The organism is Bacteroidota bacterium, assembly GCA_016715425.1.
Classification (GTDB): Bacteria; Bacteroidota; Bacteroidia; order Chitinophagales; family BACL12; genus JADKAC01.
Genome location: JADKAC010000002.1, coordinates 196,654 through 219,565 on the forward strand (window position 1 = coordinate 196,654; position 22,912 = coordinate 219,565).

Below are 22,912 nucleotides of genomic sequence, written 5' to 3' on the forward strand. Positions count from 1 at the left end.
TTTTTATTTGCAACAAAAATAGTGTTGCTTATTGAATATTATAAGCCACCACAAAATTTCCATTGGAAGAAACAAACAGGTTACCTTTTTCAATTACAATAAAATCACCTGATGCTTCAACAGGAAAACTATTTGTTAATGTGCCATCGGATTGTATTAAGAAGAATTTTTGTAACTGCGGATTTATAATTCCGATGTATGCATTTTTACTATTGGAGTAGGTATAAATTTTATATTCATCAGTGTTATCAATAGGAAAACTCCATAATGGTTTTTTATCAATTGATTCTGCAACTAATGCTGTTGAAGTTAAATAAATCAAATCTGTTTTATTATCCCTATTTATATCCAATAAAGTAGCATCCTTTGTTTCATTACTGATACTATTTGATGTAATTTTTCCATCTAATGTTATTTGCAAAAGTTTGTATTGTTTATCTATTGCTATAAGTTGATTTGTATTTTTTGTATCATCCGGAATTAATGCAGTGATTAATGCAAAATCGTTTTTCACACTTTTAATTCTGTTCTCACCCTTTCTATTTTTCAAATTAATTATTCCTTCCGCATTTGAATACAAAATATAATCTTTTTGATTGCTAAATACATACGAAAATTCATTAGTAATTACTCCTGATTTTTTTAAAGGACTCCATCCCGGCAATGGTTTTCCATCCTTATAATAGCCGTAAATATTTCCATTTTGGCATCCAATAAACATACGGTAATCACCTTTGCCATCGTAATCAATTAGAGATAATGGCGAAGTAACTTCTGTGGTTACACTTATCGGAAATCCTTCCACATCTCTTCCTAACATATCCAACATGTGTATGCCATCAGCCGCCGCAAACAGAATTTGTTTTTTACCATTTTTATAAAAATCAATCGTGTATAGTTTATCTGTAAGTGGCGCATTCAATTTGCGTTTCCATTCAATACTTCCATCCGGAGAAATAAGATACACTTGCAAAGCCGTGTCTTGTAAAAAGATATTTTCTTTACCAGAAATATGATTGAATACAGTATAAGGTCCATTCAATATCGGGTTGTCAATTTGTGTTTTCCATGCGATACCACTTTGCTGTTTTGCTTTGGATGCATACAGAATATCGCCACTTACGATATGCATATTTTTTGTTGCAGAGAAGCGCATCAATAAGCCATTGTATTTTTGAAATGGAAATGCATTCGCCGAATCACTCGCAAAAGTATTTTGTACTAAAGCACTCATTAAGGCAGGATTTAAATACACACTGTAATTACAATTACTTGCTACCTGCGATTTCAAATTCTCATAATCCTTATCCTGTTTTAATGTTTGTTGATTCACATACGCATCTATCACATTCATCAATTGATTTATGGATGTAGAAACTAAAATATATCCTTGAACTACCGATGCATATACAGTTTCAGGCCCTTTACCAAAACCCGAAATAGCGTGCATAATTTCAGTCTTAGGTATTGTATAAATAACATATTGATTATAATTGCTCGAAGAATTTTCTGATAAAATAGAAAGACTTTTCAACGCAAGGTCTTCATCAATCACCTGCATAATAATATAGGATTTATTATTGAGTGATGCATCATACGGTTGCGAAATCGCATAGGTAAAACTTGTACCTAACCAAGTACCCCAATCACTTTTTATATTGCTACTTGTATTCTTCCTATTTTCGAAAATTCCCAAAGCAGAATTTCCCTGAAAAGCAAATGCGGTATTTCTAATTAAAAAATTATCGACATCATCAAAATTAAATTCAGCATTTGTATATCCTGACAAAACAGCATTTATTTTTGATGAACTTGCATAGCCACTTATTCCAATTCCAGATTCTGAAAATTTTAAATCCAAAGAAATCCACGAAGTAAACCCTGCCAATTGTTGTGATGCTTTATAATAATCTTTTTTCAAAAAACTACCTGCATAAAAACTCAATTGTTCTAAGTTTATAAATACATTCGGAATTGTATCTTTTATACTTTGATTATAAATATTTTTAAAAGCAATATCTGTATTTAATCCAGTGGATGACTTTATTTGTGATATCGCACTTTCCACTAATACTGCTGATGTACTGAATAAAAATATATTCCCCACCATTGCACAACTAACTTTTATTCCCGGAATTTTATAGGAATACACCAATTCTTTATTACTGCTGTAAGATTGCACCTCTGCAGTGTTATCATCAAGTGTCCAAGTAAGTTTTTTTAAACGGTAGCCAGAAGTTTTACAAGCAAAAATATATTCTGCATTTCCTGCATTCACGGTTACTGCAGATGCAACAATTTTTCCTGTTGCCAATGCATTTTTTAAATCAGGATCTGTATCAGAAAAATTATTTAATAATTGTGTTCCTACTTCCAGATCATTTAATAATTTAATCGAACGCAAATCATTCCATTGCGGAGCAGAAAAAAAATTGTTTTCAATTGCTGCCAAATTCTTTGCATCAATTACAATCAAAGCATTTGAAGAAATGGCATCAATGGGTTCGGATTTAATTCCACCCGGCCGCATAAAAAAATACCAACTGGCAGCTAAAGCAGCCAGCACAATTACAATCCAAAAAATCAAACGTTTGTTATGCATGTTAGAATATCTTTGCAAAGGTATCCTTTACGGAGGTGGGTTAATTCACAAACTAAAAAGTGCATGTACATAATATGAAGCAGATAAAATCAATATTAATTGCAGGAGTTGTTCTTGGTGGAACAGGCGTAATTGCAGGCGCCTTCGGAACACATTCACTTGGAGATCGTATTGCAGCAGAACATCTGAATGTTTTTGAAACAGCAGTGCGATATCAAATGTATCATGCACTTGCATTATGCATAACAGGATTACTTGCAGCTAAAAATTTTGCAAAACAATTTAGATATGCTGCATTATGTTTTTTCACTGGCGTTATAATTTTTAGTGGCTCACTGTATGCACTTTCTACTTCTGAACTATGGGCAGGAAATTATATGCGTTGGCTGGGAGCGATAACTCCTATCGGTGGAGCATTATTAATTACTGGATGGCTATTTCTTGGAGTTGCAATTATGAAGTCAAATAAGTAAAATATACTTTGAATGATTTTGACCCTCTCCTTACTCTCCCCTGCCTGCGGTAGGTAAACTTAAAAAGGAGAGTGATAAATCTTCTTTCTTTTGAAGTTAGTGCTACATTGATATTTATTTGATCTTATTTTAAAAAGAAAGAAAGCATTTATTATTACATCTGCATCTGATAGAACAACTGCAAAAATGTCTTCCCTCTTAATGGAAGATACGAGATGAGTCAAATGAAGTTTAATTTAAATCCCTTACTCTACTTTAAAAGAAAAATCCTTTGTAAAATAAAAATAGCCACAGTTTCCTGTAGCTACTTTCTTAAATTTTAATTGTAATTATTTACACTTGTATTTCATGTTTTTTGCATCGAAGGAGCAACCACCTGCTTCCACTATTTTCAATCCAACAATTAATGATTGAGGTGTAGTAGTGTTGATTTTTGTTTCTACATCTTTCAACATCACTTCACCTAACTGAAGATTTTTCATTTTAAATACATCTCCCTTCACGGTTGATCCATCACTTAATGTGGTAGGTTTATCATTTATAAAATCTGCATCTGAAACAGTACCTGCAGCTTTCAGCAATAAAAAGAATTCATCGCTCACCATTGCTACTTTAAGTGTTGGATTAGGATTCAAAATATATTTAGTTTGTTCTACGCCATTCACCATTGCATTTCCTTCATACATATTTCCTTTCTTAGAAATTGTATTATCCAAAGCAGCAGCAGCTACTCCCGCAGTTGTAGTTGTTGTTGTTGTAGTCGTAGTAGTTTTCTTTTCTTCATTTCCCAAATCTCCGGTATCACCACCGCCATCATCAGATCCACCCTCATCATCCAGCTGTTGTAATTGATCCAATTGATTTTGTCTGTTCTGATCTTCTTGTTGTTGCTTCTCTCTTTCTAATGCTTTCATTGCATCTATCTCAGCTTGATTATAAGTGATGTTTGTATTTGGAATCTCACCGATAATTGTAAACTCAGTACGTCTGTTAATCGCATGTTCTTCCTCAGAACATTTTGCACCATTCGAACATTTGTTTTTCAACTTAGTTTCACCATAACCTTTAGCAACTAATCTTGTTGGTTCAACTCCTTTATTAATTAAATAATCAACAACGGATTGCGCACGGCGTTGTGATAAGTCAAGGTTATAACTATCACTACCACGGCTATCTGTATGTGAACCAATCTCTGCAATAATCGCAGGATTTTCTACCATTACAGTTAACAAAGAATCTAATGAAGCAAATGACTCCGGACGCAATTCTGCCTTATCCAATTCGTAATAAATATTTTTTACTTCAATTTCCTTTTTTATTGGAATTGGTTCAATCATAATGTCTACATATAATGTATCATCATCTATCATCCCAACAGTAGTTGTTGTAGCTTCACCTTTATAGTAACCATCTTTAATTGCAGTAACACGATATTTTGCATATTCAGTACCACGATAGAATTCAAACATTTTTGTTGTTTGACTGGAAGCTGAATCTACCTTAGCAGAATTAGCAAGTAAGGTAACCGCAGCACCATCAATAACAGAACTATCTTTTGCAGAAAGTACACGACCCATAATTGTAAACAACGGTGGAATGATATATTCAAACTGATAAATATCATCGCAACAAGTTTCGCTCTTCACAGAATAACCGCCTTTACGATTTGAAACTAAGAAACCAGTACGAGCTCTTTTTGTATCTAATGAATAATAAAAATCATCTACTGATGAATTGATTGGAAAGCCGAGGTTGGCAACATTTTTAAAGCTCTTTAATCCACCATCTGCTTTATAAATATCCTGACCTCCCACATTTATTTGTCCGTTAGAACTGAAATAAAATTTATCTTCCTTCACACTATAAAAAGGTGTGATTTCATCACCTGCTGTATTTATTTTTCTACCACAGTTTTGAGGTACGGTATAGTCTGCTCCGTTATTTCTTATTTCGGAATACCAAATATCCATTCCGCCAACTGCACCTTCACGATTGGATGAAAAATATAACAGCTCTTTGCCTTTATATAATCCAACTGCTGGATGTGTGGTTGTATATTTTGTACCTGATGCATTTATATCAGTAAGCTCTTTTCCTTTTGTCCATTCATTATTACGGAATTCACTCATATAGATTTTACAAACCATTTGTAAAGAATCATTCGGATTACATTCTGTGTAATAAAATCTTTTACCATCGGGTGAGTAAGCTCCATTTCCAGTATGAGCGGTGGTTTCATTTATAGCACCCGCTAATTGTTGTGCTTTAGCCCAACCTTCGCCTTGTGGTTTCGCTTCAAAAATTCTTGATTTTAATTCTACTTTTTTACTGCTCCCTAAATCAATTATTTCTTCACTTACTAAAGATCCATAAATAAGATTTGTATTTGTAGGATCATATTTAGGTGAGAAATCGGTGTAGTTATTATTTACATTTTTATTCAAGTGTGTAATTTCTACATCCACCGGATCGGCTTGTAATAATAGAGCAAGGTCACAACCTTTTTGTTCATTTTTTGCAAGACGTTTGTAATACGCAGCTTCCTGACCACGCATTCTTGTTTTATTAAATGCTTTGAATTCAGCAGAGGCAGCATCATATTTGCCATTCATCTTCAAACTCAATGCATAATAATATTGTGTTTGCGGATAATCTGTGGGAGCTTTATCCCACATTTTCTTAAACCATGTTTCAGAGTTTTCGTAATCTCTGGCTTTGTAATAAGTAGTTGCAAGTTGATAGCCTACATAATTATCTGCATTCTTATTATATTCCTGCAAATAAATATCTATTGCATTGTAGTAACTGCCCGATTTCAATAATTCATCGGCAAGCATTACTTCACGATTCACTTTTATTTTAGATTTCTTTGGCTTATCATCTCCACTGGATTGTGCAGAAACTAATTGCATCATCATCACCATTGAAATACAAATCATTAATATCTTTTTCATAAATTTTATTTCTCTATTTTCAAATTATCCTATTAATATCTTGGGCAAGGTAAAATATAATTTTCAGGTAACACAGGAAGAATACAACCGGTGTAAACAAGTGATACTTCAAATCCACCACTACCATTTGTAGCTACATCTAAACCGGAAGTATTTACATCATAACTAAATCCGAATTTAAAGTTTTTATAATCTATTGCTACCATCGGAATCAGTGCATCACCATTTCTCAAATAAGCTCCTGCATAAATAGTGGCAGGGAAATTAGGATTGCGCATAAAGTATCCGATCTCAGCACCAAACAACATTTCTGTTGCACCACTTTGACCTTGATACATCACGCCTGGAATCAATGCTAAATTCTTATCTAAGTTCACAGTGAATTTACCATGAAGAATCATTCTGGTTCCTAAACTATTTCCCTGATCATCTAAAAAAGTTTCTGTTGGAGAAGTCAGGTGATTTGCTGCAGCGCCAACTTCCATTGCAAACGATTCAGAGAATCTTCCTTTATAAACTAAACCAAAATTCAAATCAATATTATTGATGTTATCACCTTGATAAGGTTCGAAGTTTGGAATGGCTGTATTAAAAGAAGTACCATCGAATTGATTACCAAATTGAAGATTCGCCCAGTCTAATTTCTTCTGAGAAAAACCAACTTGCAATCCGCCGGATAAATATTGGTTAGTCCCCAATTGCATATGGTAAGCAGTGGAAGCTAAAACCGATAAGTTGGAAAGATTTCCATCACCGGACACATCGTTATAAATATAAATTCCGACCGCTAAGTTATCAGTACCTCTGATGCCTTTTATAACAGGGGCATCTGCAAATACGGAAAAGGTTTCGTATTTGGCCGGTATGCTACCCCATTGGTTGCGATAGTTTGCGCCTGCTCGCCAGTCGCATGCATAGTTTCCGGTAAGTGCCGGATTCAATTGTAACGGTGCAGCATTAAACTGCGAAAAATGGATGTCCTGTGCAGATGCTGCAAGCGACCCCATCACAAAAATTGCTACTAAAAATTTGTTGAAGTTTGCCATGTAATCGATTTTTATCTAAGTAAAGTAATTGTTCCTGTTAATTTAAATTGATTGTTCTTTTCGTCAATCCCCACAAATATATAAATGTAAGAACCAACTTCCTGTTCTTTGCCTAAATAAGTACCATCCCAGGCATCAGAAAAGTTTGTTCCGGTGAATACTAAAGTACCCCACCTATCATAAATTTCAAAAGAAATCATATCCATATCCCGTATTGGAATAGCCTTTACGGTCTCATTCATTCCATCTCCGTTTGGTGAAAATGCATTTGGAATATTTACGAGTTCTTCAAATAATACTACAACTGTCATTGAATCTGAATCTATACATCCAAATTCATTTATCACAGTTACAGTATATGTAGTTGTTTCTTCAGGATTCGCTTTTGGATTTGAAATATTAGCATCGCTTAATCCAATAGTAGGTTCCCAAGTATATGTTACTCCGCCGCTGGCATTTAAAGTGGTGGATGAGCCATAATAAATTATCTGATCTAATCCCGCATTTGCCACAGGTATCGGTGTATAAATTACCACAGTATCTGTTGCCACACAACCAAAAAATACACCTGTTGCAACTATATAAGTAGTGTCAAATACAGTGGCTATTACTGTATCTCCTTCAAAGTAATCAAAGGCTTCGGCAGGCGACCAGAAAGTAACATTTGCACCTGTTGCATATAATTCGACAGGGACGCCGGGACACACGGTTGTTTCTTCCGGCCAAGCATCTAATGGGAAATAGTCATTCATATAAATGAGAATAGAATCGCCGGAGCTAATTGCGCAAGCTAATTCACCAGTTATAGAAATAAATTCAAGGCCTTCGGTTATTCCATCTAAATACACTTCGATAGGAACAATAATTATTGAATCCCCAGGATAGAAAATTACTATTTCCGGCATTGTAGAATAATCAACACCATTTGTTGCTGTACCTGTAATTTCAAGATTTACAATTAAAGTATCCAGTGTTGGAGACGCAAGACTAAATGTAAGTTGCCCATGATTACATCCTTCAATTAATTCAGGATAACCATCAATATCATAATCATATCCAATAGTAACACCGGTGCTACTTAAACTACCTGCACGAATAAACACCCCGGAATCCAGTGCGCCATCACCCATATCACTTACAGCAAGTTTAAGATGATAGGTTTCACATGGAGTAACATGCGCTGCGGCAGTTAGCACTGTTGTAAATCCATCATATTGAATATAAAAATCATCAGTAGAGTATGGCGAAGTAAAACCAGTACCATTTTCTACATAAAATTCTTCATAGCTGGTAGAGTTCACATTATTTATTGAAACCGGAATAGTTGTCCCGGGAATTAATGCAATATTTTGAGTACCCACAATACCAGGTCCACTTATAAAGAATCCAAATGCATCATTGAAAGAGGATCCTACATATTCAAGATATTCTTCAGAGCCAAACACATATTCAAATTTTATTGAATCGGAAGTTACTGTTACATCAAATTCTAAAACACATGCATCATTGGAAGTATATCCCGGAACTAAGTCTTCCAAATCTGAATCTCCGGGACCTGTTCCTGGACCTGTCATGCTTCCTGAATTATTTGGCCCTTCCACCATTGAAGCACTACCTGAAGTAAGAAGAATTCCAGCATCCATTCCTAAACTACAATCCACACATTCAAACGAACCTGCGCCATCACTAACACAAGTGAATTCAACTCCACTGATTGTTACACCAGCACCAACTAATAAGGCAGCAAGCTCTTCAGGTGTTGGCGTATCATCTATTTCAATTTGAGCTTGAAGAATAGAGCTATGAAAGCAAAGAACAAACCCAATACTAAAAACAAAAATTATTTTCAGTAAAGAAATATGTTTCATCTGTAATTGCAAAATTGCTTTCATAATATCCGTTTTAAATACAGTTATCTTATCTCACTAAAGTAAAAGCTCCGCTATATGTATAGCCTTTACCTACCAAATCTGTTAAAGTCATTAAATATACATAAGAGCCCAAAGGCTGTTCATCACCATTTAATTTACCATCCCAACCACGACCTTGAGTTGCTCCCAAAGCGTCGGGGTCACTTGTAGTATAAAGTATTTCTCCCCAGCGATTGTAAATACTAAATTCAAATTGTGCTACATCACCTCTGCTGAAAGCAGAATAAAAATCATTGAAGCCATCACCATTTGGTGAGAATGCATTCGGGAAAACAACTAGTGGTTTATCGGTAACATATACAATAACAGTATCACTTGAAAAACATCCTGCTTCAGAAAGTACAGAAAGTACAAATGCTGTAGTTTCATTTGGTGTGGCAAGTGTATTCAAAGAATTAGGATTTGATAGTGGATCTTCCGGCGACCATGAAAAATCACCTCCGCCAATTCCATTTAAGAATGCTGTCTCACCCAAATAAATAATTGTATCATAACCTGCAAATGCCACAGGCACCGGATCTAATTCAACTAATACCTCTGCCGTATTAATACATCCGTTTGCATCCGTAGCAGTAACTGTTAACTCACTTGTTTCAAACACCGTAATCACGGCATTAGCAATATTTGGATTATTAATATTATCTGAAGGATTCCACACATAACTCACTCCGCCGTTTGCAAATAACTGCACAGGTTCTCCATAACAAACCAAAGTATCAGGCCCTGCCAAAACTGTTGGCAATGGATTTACAGTGATTGTAAGATCAGCATCATTCGTACATCCAAAAGGATCAGTAACAATTACAGTATAAATAGTCGTAGTGATTGGATCTGCAGTTGGGTTTGCAATATTCGGATTGCTTAAAGTAGTTGTTGGTGTCCATACATAAGCAACACCACCTGCGGCAGTAATTGTTATTTCATCACCAATACAAATCTCATCATCTCCACTGGTTGTAATTGTTGGTCCGGGAGAAACATCTACCGGCACTTCAATTTCTTTTTCGCAAGTTCCCACCTGCGTATAAACTGTATATACTGTAGAACCAACAGGAGTTGCAATAGTGGAAGCACTATCCGGATCACTAAGCGTTGCCGGAGGTGACCATTCATATCCCAGACCGCCAGAGGCTGTGAGTGTTACACTTGTTCCATTACAAATAGTAGTATCAGCAGGTGAGGCTTCTAAAGGAATATCATCATAAATAAATACTACAATAGAATCTGAAAGATCTGCAGAGCAACCAAATTCAAGAGCCACAATTATAGTTTCACCACCTTCAGTAATTCCATCATCAGAAACTATTATTGGAAAAGAAGCCATAGTTTCTCCGGGTAAAAAAACAATACTATCCGGAAGAGCAGTATAGTCAACACCGGGTGTTGCAGTTCCGCTAACCACAAAATAAGTAACGAAAGTATCTATTGGTGCAAATGAAAGATTTACATTGAAAGAACCGTTTACACATCCTTCAATTAAGTAGGGATAACCTTCAATTTCAGGCTCCACATCTACAACTATTCCGGGGCTTGATAAACTACCAGCCTTAATAAAAACGCCGGAATCAAGTGCGCCATCTCCCATATCACTTATCGCTAGTTTCAGATGATATGTTTCGCAAGGAATTACACCGGCAACTGCTGTTAATACAGTGGTTAAACCATCATATTGAACATAATAATCATCGGAATCATACGGTGAAGTATAACCATCACCATTATCTACATAGTATTCAGAATAACTGGTGGAATTAACATTATTGATAGAAACGGCTGTGGTAGTTCCGGGAATTAATGCAATATTTTCTAAGCCTGTAATACCGGGGCCACTTATAAAAAATCCGAATACATCATTATAACTGGAACCCACAAATTCAAGATATTCTTCTGAGCCAAACACATATTCAAATTTTATAGAGTCAGAAGTTACAACCATATCAAACTCTAAAACACAAGCATCATTGGAAGTAAATCCTGGTACTAAATCTTCAAGATCATCATCGCCGGGTCCTGTTCCTGGTCCGGTAGCACTTCCAGTATTATTTGGTCCTTCTATTATTGTTGCTCCTCCAGATGTGAGAACAATTCCTGAATCAATTCCTAAACTGCAATCAATACATGCAAAAGAGCCGGAACCTCCGGTAAAACATGTAAGCTCGGCTCCACTAATTGTAACTCCTGCGCCTACTAATATTGCGGCAAGTTCTTCTGCAGTGGGTGAATCGTCTGCTTCAATCTGTGCTTGAAGTTTTAAGCTAAAACCAAAAATTATGATTATAGCGATAACCCTTAAAATACTCTCAGACTTAAATAAGTACATGAAACTTCTCTATTTAATATTTTTTAATTGAATTTCAAACTTACAAAAATTTAAGAAGAAAGGACTGTATTGCAATGCTTTGCTAAAGCCTTTATGACTTAAATATTACTGCTGCTGTAAATAGCAGCCTATTAAACAGTTGCTTTTTTATTTCTATAGTATAAAACCCACATAAATGCTAATCCGAAAAAAATAAATGCTACAGAAATAAATTCTGCTTGAGTTGCTCTAATACCCATAAACTCCATCACATTATTTACCCGAATTTTTTCAATAAAAAATCTTTCTACGCCGGTCATCACAACATAAAATGCCAATATCAAACCCGGTGTTGTCCATCGGCTGCGCAAAAACATCAGCAATAAGAAAATAGCAACCGCCATTATGGTTTCATACATCGGTGTTGGAAAAACGGCAATCGGCAACATCGCACACCATTCACCTTCACAACCTTCGATAGGAATTCCATCCTCATTTACATTGTGCGCATAATTTTGAGCTACAGTCCATCGGGGTAAAAATCCGGGAGCTTTAAATGATTTTGAAGGAACCTGACCTATGTTTTCAAATTCATATAAGAAATAATTTTTGTGGGAGTCTAATACAGAATCAAATTCACCTGCCGCCGCAACTTTTATTGAACCATCCGGATTTGAAATATAAGCGCTATTATAAATTCCCCAATCACCATCGCCGGCAGTTTGACAACCAATTCTGCCGATACCATAAGCAAGAATTATTGCGGGTGCAATTGCATCACCAAGATGTAATACATTTATTTTTTTTCGTACTGCATAATAAATTACAGAAGCTGCACCAAGTATTAATCCTCCATAAATTGTAAGTCCGCTGAAAAAATTTCCCATCGGGTCTTTAATAAATTGTTCCCAACCACCGGGTTCTTCAAAGTTTGAAAATATTTTAGCTCCAAGTATTCCACTTACTGCTGCAATTATAGTGATGTCGCCAACTCGCTGATGCGGATATACATCCACTATTTTTTGTTCGGGTTTTGGCAGTTGTTGTTTTTTCTGTTCGTAATATTTTAAATATCCCAACAGCCCTGCGCCTATAATTCCACCGATAATATTTCCCGAACCGGAAAACATAAATGCTTGGGGATTATCTACGAAAGTATTGTAATCTAAAACAACCGCACCCAATTTATATCCCAATATAAAACCCAGAATTACATTCCACGCAATATCCATTGTTTTGGGTGGCTCGCCAACAGTAATTTTTACTTTTTGAGGTTTTAATAATCCCAATTTTTCTTTGCGTTGCAATTCACGGGTTAATACATAAGCAGCAACTAAAAATGCCATTGCTACAAAAAATCCAAAAGAAAAAATCGGCAACTTTAAATGTGTGCCGAATAAATAATTTATTAATTCTGAAATGGTGGCAAACGCTCTGAGAAGAATCATGCAGTATATAATTTATTTTTCTGAATTGTTGTAGTGTGATTTAAATTTTCGGGAAGTGGATTACACCACATATCGCCATCGGAATCTATTTGTAATAATTCTGCTTGGCAAACTTCATTCACCAACATCGGATCGTATTGTGTTTTCACCCGAATATAATTATCTGTAAAACCAAACATGATATCGCCATTTGATTCGGCTTCAAACAATACTGATCTTGTGGTTCCAACAAATTGCTCATAAAAATATCTGCGCTTTTTTATACTCAGATTTATTAATTGTTGCGTGCGCTCATCTCTTACTTTTTTGGGCACAATTCCATCCATAGTAATTGCAGCAGTATTTGGTCTTTCCGAATAAGTAAACACATGTAAATAGGATATATCGAGCTTGTTTAAAAAATTATATGTTTCTAAAAACTCCGCATCTGTTTCCCCCGGAAAACCGGTTATTACATCCACACCAATACAGCAATCCGGCATCAGAGATTTAATTGTATCTAACCGCTCTTCATATAAATTGCTGAGGTAACGGCGACGCATTCTTTTTAAAATTGTATCGCTTCCCGATTGCAATGGAATATGAAAATGCGGAACAAACTTTTTTGAATTTGCAACGCAAGTAATAATTTCTTTTTGCAACAGATTAGGTTCAATGGAAGATATTCTAAATCGCTCGATGCCCTCCACTTTTTCAAGAGCTTGTACTAACTGATAAAAATTTTCTCTATCGTTTTTTTCAACACCATCAACCTTTCCGAAGTCGCCGATATTTACTCCTGTTAACACCACTTCTTTCACACCCGAAACAGCAATTTCATTTGCAGCATTTATTATGTGTGCAATGGTATCACTTCTGCTTTTACCTCTTGCAAGTGGAATAGTACAGAAGGCACAAGTGTAATCGCAACCATCCTGTACTTTTAAAAATGTGCGGGTGCGATCGCCAATAGAATATGCAGATTTGAATGCGGTAACCGCATCAATATCTGTTGCAATTGCTTTTCCTTTTTCACGCTTTGTAATATCCTGAAGATGTGCTACCAGATTAAATTTTTCTGCCGCTCCCAACACGATATCTACTCCGGGAATATTTGCTATTTCTTCCGGTTTCAATTGCGCATAGCAACCGATAACAACTATAAATGCATTGGGTGAAAACTTTAATGCCTGCTTCACAATTTTCCGACATTTATTATCCGCATTCTCGGTAACCGAACATGTATTAATTACATACACATCCGCACCATTTTGAAACGGCACAGTATCAAAACCCGACTCCTGCATCTGTCTGTTTATGGCAGAAGATTCAGAGTAATTGAGTTTACAACCTAATGTATAAAATGCTACTGATTTCGACATGTGAACGGCAAAGTTACCAAATTACAAAGAGCAAACAGGCCGCAACACTTCGCTATATTTGCCACATGGAATTTCTGTTTAAAGGTTATCGTTTCGACATGGAACATCCATTAGATATTTCTACGCCGTTACACACTGATAAAAATCAGATTAATTGCTACTATGCGCCACCATTTAATGCGACACCGGTTGTAATGGGAAATTTTATCGGCGATATTAATCAAGGTGGTTCGGTGAATTATAAAAATGTAGAATTAAATCCGCATGGCAATGGAACACATACCGAGTGTGTAGCACATATTTCAAATTTAAATATCACTATTAATAAAGCATTAATTCAATTTCATTTTCTTGCATTATTAATTAGTGTGCATCCTGAAATTGCTAAAAACGGTGATAGTATTATTTCGGCAACAAGTGTAATAGATAAAATAAAAATTATCCCCGAAGCATTAATAGTTAGAACATTGCCAAACAAAAAAGATAAATTGCAAAAACAATATTCAGGAACAAATCCAACTTACTTTGAACCGGCATTATTTCAATGGGCAGCAGAAAATAATATTCAACATTTTCTAACTGATCTTCCTTCCATAGATCGTGAAGATGATGGCGGTAAATTACTTGCACATCGTGCATTTTTTCAATATCCCGAAGCACCCAGACTACACAGCACTATTACAGAATTAATTTATGTACCCAACAAAATTCCCGATGGATTATATTTATTAAATCTGCAAATAGCATCCTTCGAACTGGATGCCGCACCTTCTAAACCGGTGTTGTATAAATTGATTGATGAAAAAGAAATGGGGAGGATGTAAATGATGGATAATAAACAAAAAAAAGTATTGTTTTTTTATCCCAAGCTTTTCACTTTCATACAAATTGATAAAGAGATTTTAGAAAAACAGTTCGATGTTAAATCATTTGAATTTGGTCCCTCTTCAAAAATATTTACACCTATTTCTTTTATCAAACAATTTTTCTTTTTAGTCTGGCAAATTCGAAATACCAAAGTGATTGTTTGCGATTTTGCGGGATATGTGTCCTTTCTTCCTACACTCTTCGGAAAAATATTTAGTGTACCGACCTTGATGATTTTATGCGGTACAGAATGCTATTCATTTCCAAGTATTCACTATGGAAATTTTAATAAAAAACTCTTAGGACTTTTCACGAGTTGGTCATATAAAATGGCAACACATTTAGCACCTGTGCATAAAAGTATGGTGTTGAGTAATTACACTTATGACGATAAAGATTTTCCAAAACAAGGCTACAGATATTTTTGCCCATTTGCCAATCAACCATTCACAGAATTGAATTACGGATTTAATGCCGAACGATTTTACTATACTGGAATTAATCGTAATCCCAATTCATTTTTAACAGTTGTAAGCAATTCAGAAGGTTCTACTTTTTACAGAAAAGGATTGGATTTAATTATTGAAGCAGCAAAACAATTACCCGAATTTTCTTTTACCATTATTGGTAGAGGTGAGAAATTAAATGCTATTGAAAAATCTTCCAACATCACTATTCATCCATGGATACCAAATGAAGAATTAAAAAATTATTACAGTGCACATGAATTTTATTTACAGATTTCAATGATTGAAGGATTTCCAAATACACTTGGTGAAGCTATGTTATGTGGATGCATTCCAATCGGCTCAGATGCAGCCTCTATTCCTGAAATAATTGGTGATTGTGGATTCATTTTAAAGAAAAAAAACAGTGCAATGTTCACTCAACTTTTAAGAGAAGCTTCAATATGTAATAAGCAAAACCTCTCACAATGTTCAATGGAAAGAATAAAACAGAATTGGCCTTCTGATAGAAGAGCAAAGGAGTTAATACAAATAGTTTCCGGATCAATTAAATAATTGATTCAAATTTATTTTTGTACAATTATTTTTTTATTGTAAAACTGATCTTCATGTTGAATAGATAACAGATAAATACCATCTGCCAAATTTTGAACATTAATTCCTTCTTTTAAATTAGAAACTTCATTTTTTGAATAAACAATTCTCCCTGTTACATCATAGAGTATATATGAATAAGGCAATGCATTTTCATCATTTAATTCTAAGTAAATGTTATCACTCGTTGGGTTTGGATACACATTCAAAAAATCCAGTGTACCTGGCTCTTCCAATCCCTTAGTTCCATGCTGATAATCAATTCCAAAAATTATTTCTTTTCTGTTCACATTTGTCTTTTTCACTAACTTATTTGCCGAAAAATTTTGCAAAGCAAATAAATTGGACCATGACTCTTCTGCCCCATCAAAACGTTCGTATAAAAATGCATCGCTTTCATTATACTCATTAACTACACCATTGCTAAAAGAATATTTATAAATCAAACCATACTTAACATCTGTTAAATCATCAGCACTAAATACCCCATAATAATAGGGTGTATAAGCTTCATCAAGGCCATCAGTATTGTAAGGATAATCATCAACACGATATACATGAACTCCATGTGGATTATTCGCAATCTTCAATATGCTAAGCTTATCACCACCCAGTGAATTTAATGTAAGACTCAAACCAGTCCAGGAATCTGTATAAACATAAATACTTTCATTTCCTATAGGTGCACCTGATGTTATTCTATCCATATCGCCATATAATGTTCCATCATTTCCAGTACTTGATTGATCAATTAAACTCAAATCAGAATAGGATTCATCTACAATCCAATAACCAATTAATCCGGATTCAACTCCGCTTAATTTCTTACACATATTGGTTTGAATTTCGGATTCTGTTCTACTTATATCCCATAACCGAACTTCATCTATTTCTCCAATAAAATTATGCGTATCAAATGGTGTTGTTTGTCTGCCAATTGCAGCATGATTACTATTATGTATTAATGAGCTCGCAGAACCGTCACCATCAGAATATGTTGTTGGTTGTTCAACACCATTGAAGTAAAAACCAACATCAGATGCTGAATTTGCAACTACAGCAATGTGGGTCCACTCATTAGTTAACACTACAGTTGTTGTCATTCTGCCATTTCTGGAAGTTTCTCCTGCACCTGAACCTGTTCCAATTTCAAATATCAATTTCCCCGCATTATCAAATCTTATATAAAATCCATAGTAACTTCCTGAGCTATTATTATCGGATGCAAATACCGCTGAATATGGTGATTCATAATCTGCAGGATTCACCCAAGCTTCAAATGTTAGTGGAAAAGCTAAATCATTATATACATCATCCAAATCCGCATAATTTCCAGTGGATCCATCAAACGATAATGCGATGCCACTGCCTACATAATTGGATTGTGAAAGGAGTTGAGTAAATGGTAAAATCAAAAATAAAATTGCAGTAAAAAAGAATTTCATAATTATAGGTTTAGAATTCAAAAGTAATTCATTTCCCTATTTCCCCAAAAACAAAGTTTTCACTCTCGGTAATTCTTTTCTAAAGATCACTAATGTAACAATGCCTACTGCCAGCAATTGAATTGCGCCATTAAAATAATAAGAAGCATTATTGTTTAGAAAAAATAAAAGCACAATCAATAATGTATAACCTAAAGGCAAAACAATCATCTTATACGGATTGAATTTAAATTGAAAAATACTTCGGCATTCCATCCAGAATAATAAGACTTGAATTGGTTTTATTAATGCATAGCTCCACACTGCTCCCCAGATGTCGAATTGTTTTATAAGAATAATTGCAAGTACAATTTGCAGAATGGACGAAAAGAGTAATACTCGTGGAAGCGCAATTGTTTTTTTATAAAATATAGCAGAGTTATAAAATGCATTATACAAAGGCCGGAAAACAAAACTGATGCACAGCACCGGCAGATATTGAAATATGGCGTAGTAACTTTCATTCTTCACCAACAACTGAACTACAAGTGGTAACAATAAAATACTGAGTGCAATCATCACTACACTCAGCATTGTAAATACATTATGATATCTGTTTTCTTCCAGCGAACTTTTGCGCATACCGGTTGCAGACCACATATCATAAATCTTTGGATTAAATGTTTGCGCTAAACTTGTTTGTGTTATTTCTATCAGCAACACACACTTCAAAGCAAAATCATAAATACCTACATCCGTCAGCGTTGCTAAATCATTCAGTATATAATTATTGATATATGCCAACACCCAGGTGAGCACATAAAAACCTGCAACAGGAATACAAAAGCGATGTAATCCTTTCAGCATTGAAGTATCGAAATGCAAACCATATTCACGAATAAAAAATATACCTGCAAGTAAAAAGATAAGTGCGCCAGAAAGCAGTCTTCCCCACATCGGACCAATAATAGAATCCGGAAATAATAATAATCCGCCAATGCATAATACCAGTGTTACAACAAAATTGAAAATGTTGAAATATAAATGTCGTTTGGGTTTATCTCTGTAAAATAAAAAATTGATATAAGTGCGAAATAAGGAATTGAAAACACCGGTTAATACAGCCATAAAACCAAAAGGGAAAAATGGTAATTCACCTTTAAAAATACTATCGAAAATAAATGCACCCGACACCAAAAAAACAATTGTAAGTCCGGCACCAATCACCATTAATGCACCTACAACACTTCCTATAAATTTCTTCAGTTGCTCCTGATCTTTTTTGTATTCATAATGATGAATGCCCACATAATTATCCAAACCGTAATTGGCGAGGTACTGTACCAATAAAGTGAATGCGATATATAAAGCGAGTTCACCATATAAACCCGGTTGCAAATAGGTGGTGTAAGGAAATAATAAAACCACGCTGGTGAGCAGTGGCATCATATTGCCGATGGTGAAAATAAAAGATGATTTGATTATTTTTTTCAGCAATGCAATCGTTTTGGATGCCTGCAAATGTAGAAATAAATGTAGGTGTACTTTGTTAATTACACACATAAAAAAAGCCCTGCATCTTTTCAAATGCAGAGCCTTGGATTAACAGGAGGAAAATGTATCAGGCTTTTTTGCCAAGGAGCAACAGGTCGTTTATCTGTACTTCGGTGATATAGCGTTTCACACCTTCTTTATCTGTGTAATTGCGATTAATCAGTTTGCCTTCAATGGCTACTTCCATTCCTTTTTTCAAAAGTTTTTCGGCAGTGCCTGCAAGTTTACCCCAGGCGATAAGATTGTGCCATTGGGTTTCAGTAACCTGTTCACCTTTTGCATTTTTATAAAATTCATTTGTTGCAAGGCTGAATTTTGCATATTTTTTTTCGCCATCAAATGTTTTGATTTCAGGATCCATTCCGAGGTTTCCTATTAGTGTTACTTTGTTACGTAGAGCGTTCATGTTTTTAAATTTTAAATTGTTTAACCATTTGATTTTTTGTCGTGTCGTTAGTTTCGAAATAATTGACTATGCAAAGTTGTAGCGGCCTCCAAATGTTATTCGGTATTTACCCATTTACTTTCGGATATAAGTGTTTGAACCCGTTTGTACACGGATAAATAAGTTGTACATTTATTCCCTAAAACTTTACTGCATATGGATTCTCCCCTAAAAAAATGTCCTGAATGCGATGAACCGATTCGAGGCAGAATTGATAAAAAATTTTGTTCGGATATGTGTCGCAATGCATTTAACAACCGATTAAAAACCGATAATTCGATGATGCGCAACATCAATAATATACTGCGAAAGAACAGAAGAATTATTGCAGAGTTGATACCGGATGAAACAGCAAAAGCATCACGACAAAAATTAATGGACAGAGGTTTTAATTTTCATTATCTCACTTCCACCTACACCACCAAAAAAGGAGTTACCTATTATTTCTGTTATGAATATGGATATCTGCCTTTGGATAATGATTATTATTTTTTGGTGAAGCGCAAAGAAGGAATGGAATAGTAAATGAAATAGCAAATTTAAATCTGCTTTTATATCTGCAATTAATATAACTGCCTACATCATATAACTGTCAATAAAATAAATAGGGTTTGTTTTTTTATTTGCAATATGAAAACCCTTCCCAATTTTTTTTACATTTATAATTATTAAATACATACTATGAAAAAATTATTTACTTCTCTCACAATTATCACCATGTTGATGATGTCATTTTTTACTTACAATTTACAAGCGCAAAACTGGATTAAAACGTATGATGTGCTTCCGGCTATGGACGATGAAGCATCCTGGATTACTACCATTATTCAAACTGATGATGATGGATATTTTTTTGCAGGAAGAACTAATTATCCCGGTGCGTATTTTGGGTTTGTTGCAAAAGCAGATGCAAATGGCGATATAATCTGGATGGACACACTTTCGAAAGATTACTCGTTTGCAAATGCATATCAGCGTCCCGATGGAAATTATGCAATATCCAAAATTGAAATATTTTATGATTCTGTGTATAGAGATGTGTATTCACCATCAGGTACTTTGCTGGATGAAATAATGTTGGATCCAACCGACGGTGATTATTATGATTACAAATCTTTGCGTTCCACTCCCGATAATGGATTCGTTGTATTTCATGTAGAAGATGGAATGACTCCAAGTCCTACTCATGAAGTTCAAATGCAAAAATATTCAAGCGCAGGTTTAATGGAATGGAGTTATACACTTCCTTCCGATTCCATTTATAACTATGGTTTCAATACTGTTGACCCCACCGAAGACGGTTATTTCTATTTTGCCAATATGCAACAACACATTTACCTATGGGTGTATGATTTGGATATTTATGTTTTTAAAACACATATAATAAAAGTGGATCTTGACGGTGAATTAGTATATGATGTATTAATGGATGATCGCAGTGTGAATGATATCATTGCTTTGCCCGGCGGTGATAATGTGTTTTTATTAAAAGAACCTGAGACAGATTATGAATCGGTATGGCCTGATATGACAAATTTCTATTTACAAAAAAGAAACAGCGCAGGCGATATACTTTGGGAAAAAGATTTTCCTGAGTTTTATGAATATTATCTGGGCAAATTATTACCTATGGACGATGGCGGATTTGCAGTTACTGTGAATGGACCAATTTACGACAGCACAATTTTTACCAATGGCAATATCAATCTTTTGTTTTTTGATGAGGAAGGGAATTTTGAACAACAAAAAATTGTGGAAGATGGAAATCGCTATGAAGTATTTCCCGTAAAAAAAACATCGGATAATGGTTTTATTTTTTGCGGAGATATGAGAGATACCCTAACATCAATTCCGATAGCCGTATTATTAAAAACAGATTCACTCGGAAATATGGATCGTGTTACCTTAACCGGAAAAGTATTTTATGATGCAAATGATAATGCAACTTATGATGATACCGATATTGTATTGCCCGGTTTATTTGCAGAAATATTAGATGAAGATATTTATGCGGGAACTAATGAAGATGGAGAATTTACCCGTTGGATTTATGAACCCGGCACTTATAATATTCAAGTAAGCAATCCAACAGGATTTTATCAAACATCTCCGCTTACAGAATCCTATACAATTGTTGTTGATTCGATATCTCAAGTTTTTGATACTTTATATTTTGCAAAATTTGCGGATGTAGATACTACTGATCTGCATATAGAAACAGAAGGTTATCAAGCGAAACCCGGTTTTACAAATACCTATTGGATAAATATATTTAATGATGAAGTGCTTCCGGCAGATGATATAGATATACAATTAATTTTTGATCCGATATTAACGCTTGAATCTATTGTTTATCCAAACATGACTGTAAGTGGTGATACACTTACTATTTCTACAGGAGTTATGAATGGGCTTTCTTATGAATTAAATCCTATTCAATTTTCCGTTCCGGCAGATACAGCATTAATTGGTGATACACTTACTTTTTATGCAATGGTGCAATCTATTTCAGATGAAATTACTTTAGATAATAATTATGATACACTACAAATAGTTATTACAGCTTCTTATGATCCGAATATGAAAACTGCAAATCCCGCAGGTGAAACTGAATTGGGTTTTGTAGATCCTTCTACCAATCATATTGAATATAAAATTGATTTTCAAAATCTGGGTTCTGATACTGCAATTACAATTGTGGTGGTGGATACACTTACAAATGAAATTGATTATTCTTCGTTGCACATGTTGTCTTCCAGTCATAATTATAACATTGATTTTATTTATCCCAATGTTGTTAAATGGACTTTCCCAAATATCAATTTAGTACATGCTGCCGCTAACGAACCGGAGAGTCATGGCTACCTAAAATTTGAAGTGGATTTGGTGGAAGGATTAGCAGAAGGAACACAATTTTCAAACACAGCAGAAATCTATTTTGATTACAATCCGGCTGTGGTTACACCACCAGCTTTTACTACATTAAAAATATATATACCCGATGCAATTGCAAATGAAAATTTGGTAAGTAATATTTTAGCACATCCAAATCCAACATCGGGAAAAATTGTTTTTAATAATCTTCCTCAAAATAATTCAGAAGTATTTGTGTATGATATCAACGGAAAATTGCATGGTGAATACAGCATTACAGAAAAAGAAAATACCATTGATGTTTCTGCATTGCAAAACGGAAATTATATTTTACAAATCCGACAAAAACAAACCGTGGTTTATACAGGAAATATTATTGTGGTGAAATAAAATTGCGAATAATGCCCGACAATAATTTCACCCCTTCGGGGTTCGGTTATTTTTTATATTGGTAGTTATAAACCCAACCCCGAAGGGGTGAAATTTTTATAGAATAAACAAATTCAACCCCCAACCACCCAACCCAACCCCGAAGGGGTGTCATTATTAAAGAACAAAAATCCCAACCCCACC

15 protein-coding genes are annotated in these 22,912 nt (G+C 34.7%); 5 read left to right on the top strand and 10 right to left on the bottom strand.

Annotation, left to right across the window (positions count from 1 at the left end; translation table 11 throughout):
* Window positions 1–28: 28 nt before the first annotated feature.
* On the bottom strand, window positions 29–2,602 hold the full coding sequence (locus tag IPN31_02760) for a hypothetical protein (GenBank protein MBK8680826.1): 2,574 nt from the start codon (window positions 2,600–2,602) through the stop codon (window positions 29–31).
* Between the two features lie 74 nt (window positions 2,603–2,676).
* Between IPN31_02760 and IPN31_02765 the strand changes: the two genes are divergently transcribed.
* Window positions 2,677–3,075 carry a DUF423 domain-containing protein gene (locus IPN31_02765; GenBank protein MBK8680827.1) on the top strand — a complete coding sequence of 133 codons (399 nt, stop codon included), beginning with the start codon at window positions 2,677–2,679 and terminating at the stop codon, window positions 3,073–3,075.
* Between the two features lie 329 nt (window positions 3,076–3,404).
* Here the strand turns inward: IPN31_02765 and IPN31_02770 are convergent, their stop codons facing one another.
* From IPN31_02770 to mtaB, 6 genes are all read right to left on the bottom strand, one after another.
* Window positions 3,405–6,029, bottom strand: a complete 2,625-nt coding sequence (locus tag IPN31_02770; protein ID MBK8680828.1) for an OmpA family protein — start codon at window positions 6,027–6,029, stop codon at window positions 3,405–3,407.
* Between the two features lie 32 nt (window positions 6,030–6,061).
* Entirely contained in the window at window positions 6,062–7,075 is a 1,014-nt protein-coding gene (locus IPN31_02775; GenBank protein ID MBK8680829.1) for a PorP/SprF family type IX secretion system membrane protein, read from the bottom strand.
* A gap of 11 nt (window positions 7,076–7,086) precedes the next feature.
* Window positions 7,087–8,967, bottom strand: coding sequence for a choice-of-anchor L domain-containing protein (locus IPN31_02780; GenBank protein ID MBK8680830.1), 1,881 nt, complete (start codon window positions 8,965–8,967; stop codon window positions 7,087–7,089).
* Between the two features lie 25 nt (window positions 8,968–8,992).
* A complete protein-coding gene (locus IPN31_02785; protein ID MBK8680831.1) occupies window positions 8,993–11,326 on the bottom strand; it encodes a choice-of-anchor L domain-containing protein in 2,334 nt (777 codons plus the stop codon).
* Window positions 11,327–11,457: 131 nt separating this feature from the next.
* Window positions 11,458–12,753, bottom strand: a complete 1,296-nt coding sequence (locus IPN31_02790) for a prolipoprotein diacylglyceryl transferase (protein ID MBK8680832.1) — start codon at window positions 12,751–12,753, stop codon at window positions 11,458–11,460.
* Complete coding sequence (gene mtaB / locus IPN31_02795; GenBank protein ID MBK8680833.1) at window positions 12,750–14,114, bottom strand: tRNA (N(6)-L-threonylcarbamoyladenosine(37)-C(2))-methylthiotransferase MtaB; 1,365 nt, start codon at window positions 14,112–14,114, stop codon at window positions 12,750–12,752. The genes IPN31_02790 and mtaB overlap by 4 nt, the downstream gene beginning before the upstream one ends.
* A gap of 65 nt (window positions 14,115–14,179) precedes the next feature.
* Here mtaB and IPN31_02800 point away from each other — a divergent pair, with 65 nt between their 5' ends.
* Window positions 14,180–14,938, top strand: a complete 759-nt coding sequence (locus tag IPN31_02800) for a cyclase family protein (GenBank protein MBK8680834.1) — start codon at window positions 14,180–14,182, stop codon at window positions 14,936–14,938.
* Window positions 14,939–14,941: 3 nt separating this feature from the next.
* The gene (locus tag IPN31_02805) at window positions 14,942–16,003 is read left to right on the top strand and encodes a glycosyltransferase (GenBank protein MBK8680835.1); all 1,062 of its coding nucleotides are present in this window, start codon (window positions 14,942–14,944) and stop codon (window positions 16,001–16,003) included.
* 11 nt (window positions 16,004–16,014) lie between these two features.
* Here IPN31_02805 and IPN31_02810 read toward each other — a convergent pair whose 3' ends face one another.
* From IPN31_02810 to IPN31_02820, 3 genes are all read right to left on the bottom strand, one after another.
* The gene (locus IPN31_02810; GenBank protein ID MBK8680836.1) at window positions 16,015–17,487 is read right to left on the bottom strand and encodes a T9SS type A sorting domain-containing protein; all 1,473 of its coding nucleotides are present in this window, start codon (window positions 17,485–17,487) and stop codon (window positions 16,015–16,017) included.
* Window positions 17,488–17,523: 36 nt separating this feature from the next.
* Window positions 17,524–18,963, bottom strand: coding sequence for an oligosaccharide flippase family protein (locus IPN31_02815; GenBank protein MBK8680837.1), 1,440 nt, complete (start codon window positions 18,961–18,963; stop codon window positions 17,524–17,526).
* 124 nt (window positions 18,964–19,087) lie between these two features.
* Window positions 19,088–19,426: a single-stranded DNA-binding protein gene (locus tag IPN31_02820; protein MBK8680838.1), complete on the bottom strand. Its 339-nt coding sequence runs from the start codon at window positions 19,424–19,426 to the stop codon at window positions 19,088–19,090.
* 195 nt (window positions 19,427–19,621) lie between these two features.
* On the opposite strand from IPN31_02820, the gene IPN31_02825 reads away from it, so the two are divergent.
* Both IPN31_02825 and IPN31_02830 read left to right on the top strand, forming a co-directional pair.
* Window positions 19,622–19,987, top strand: a complete 366-nt coding sequence (locus IPN31_02825; protein MBK8680839.1) for a hypothetical protein — start codon at window positions 19,622–19,624, stop codon at window positions 19,985–19,987.
* Window positions 19,988–20,146: 159 nt separating this feature from the next.
* Entirely contained in the window at window positions 20,147–22,729 is a 2,583-nt protein-coding gene (locus tag IPN31_02830; protein ID MBK8680840.1) for a T9SS type A sorting domain-containing protein, read from the top strand.
* Window positions 22,730–22,912: the final 183 nt, after the last annotated feature.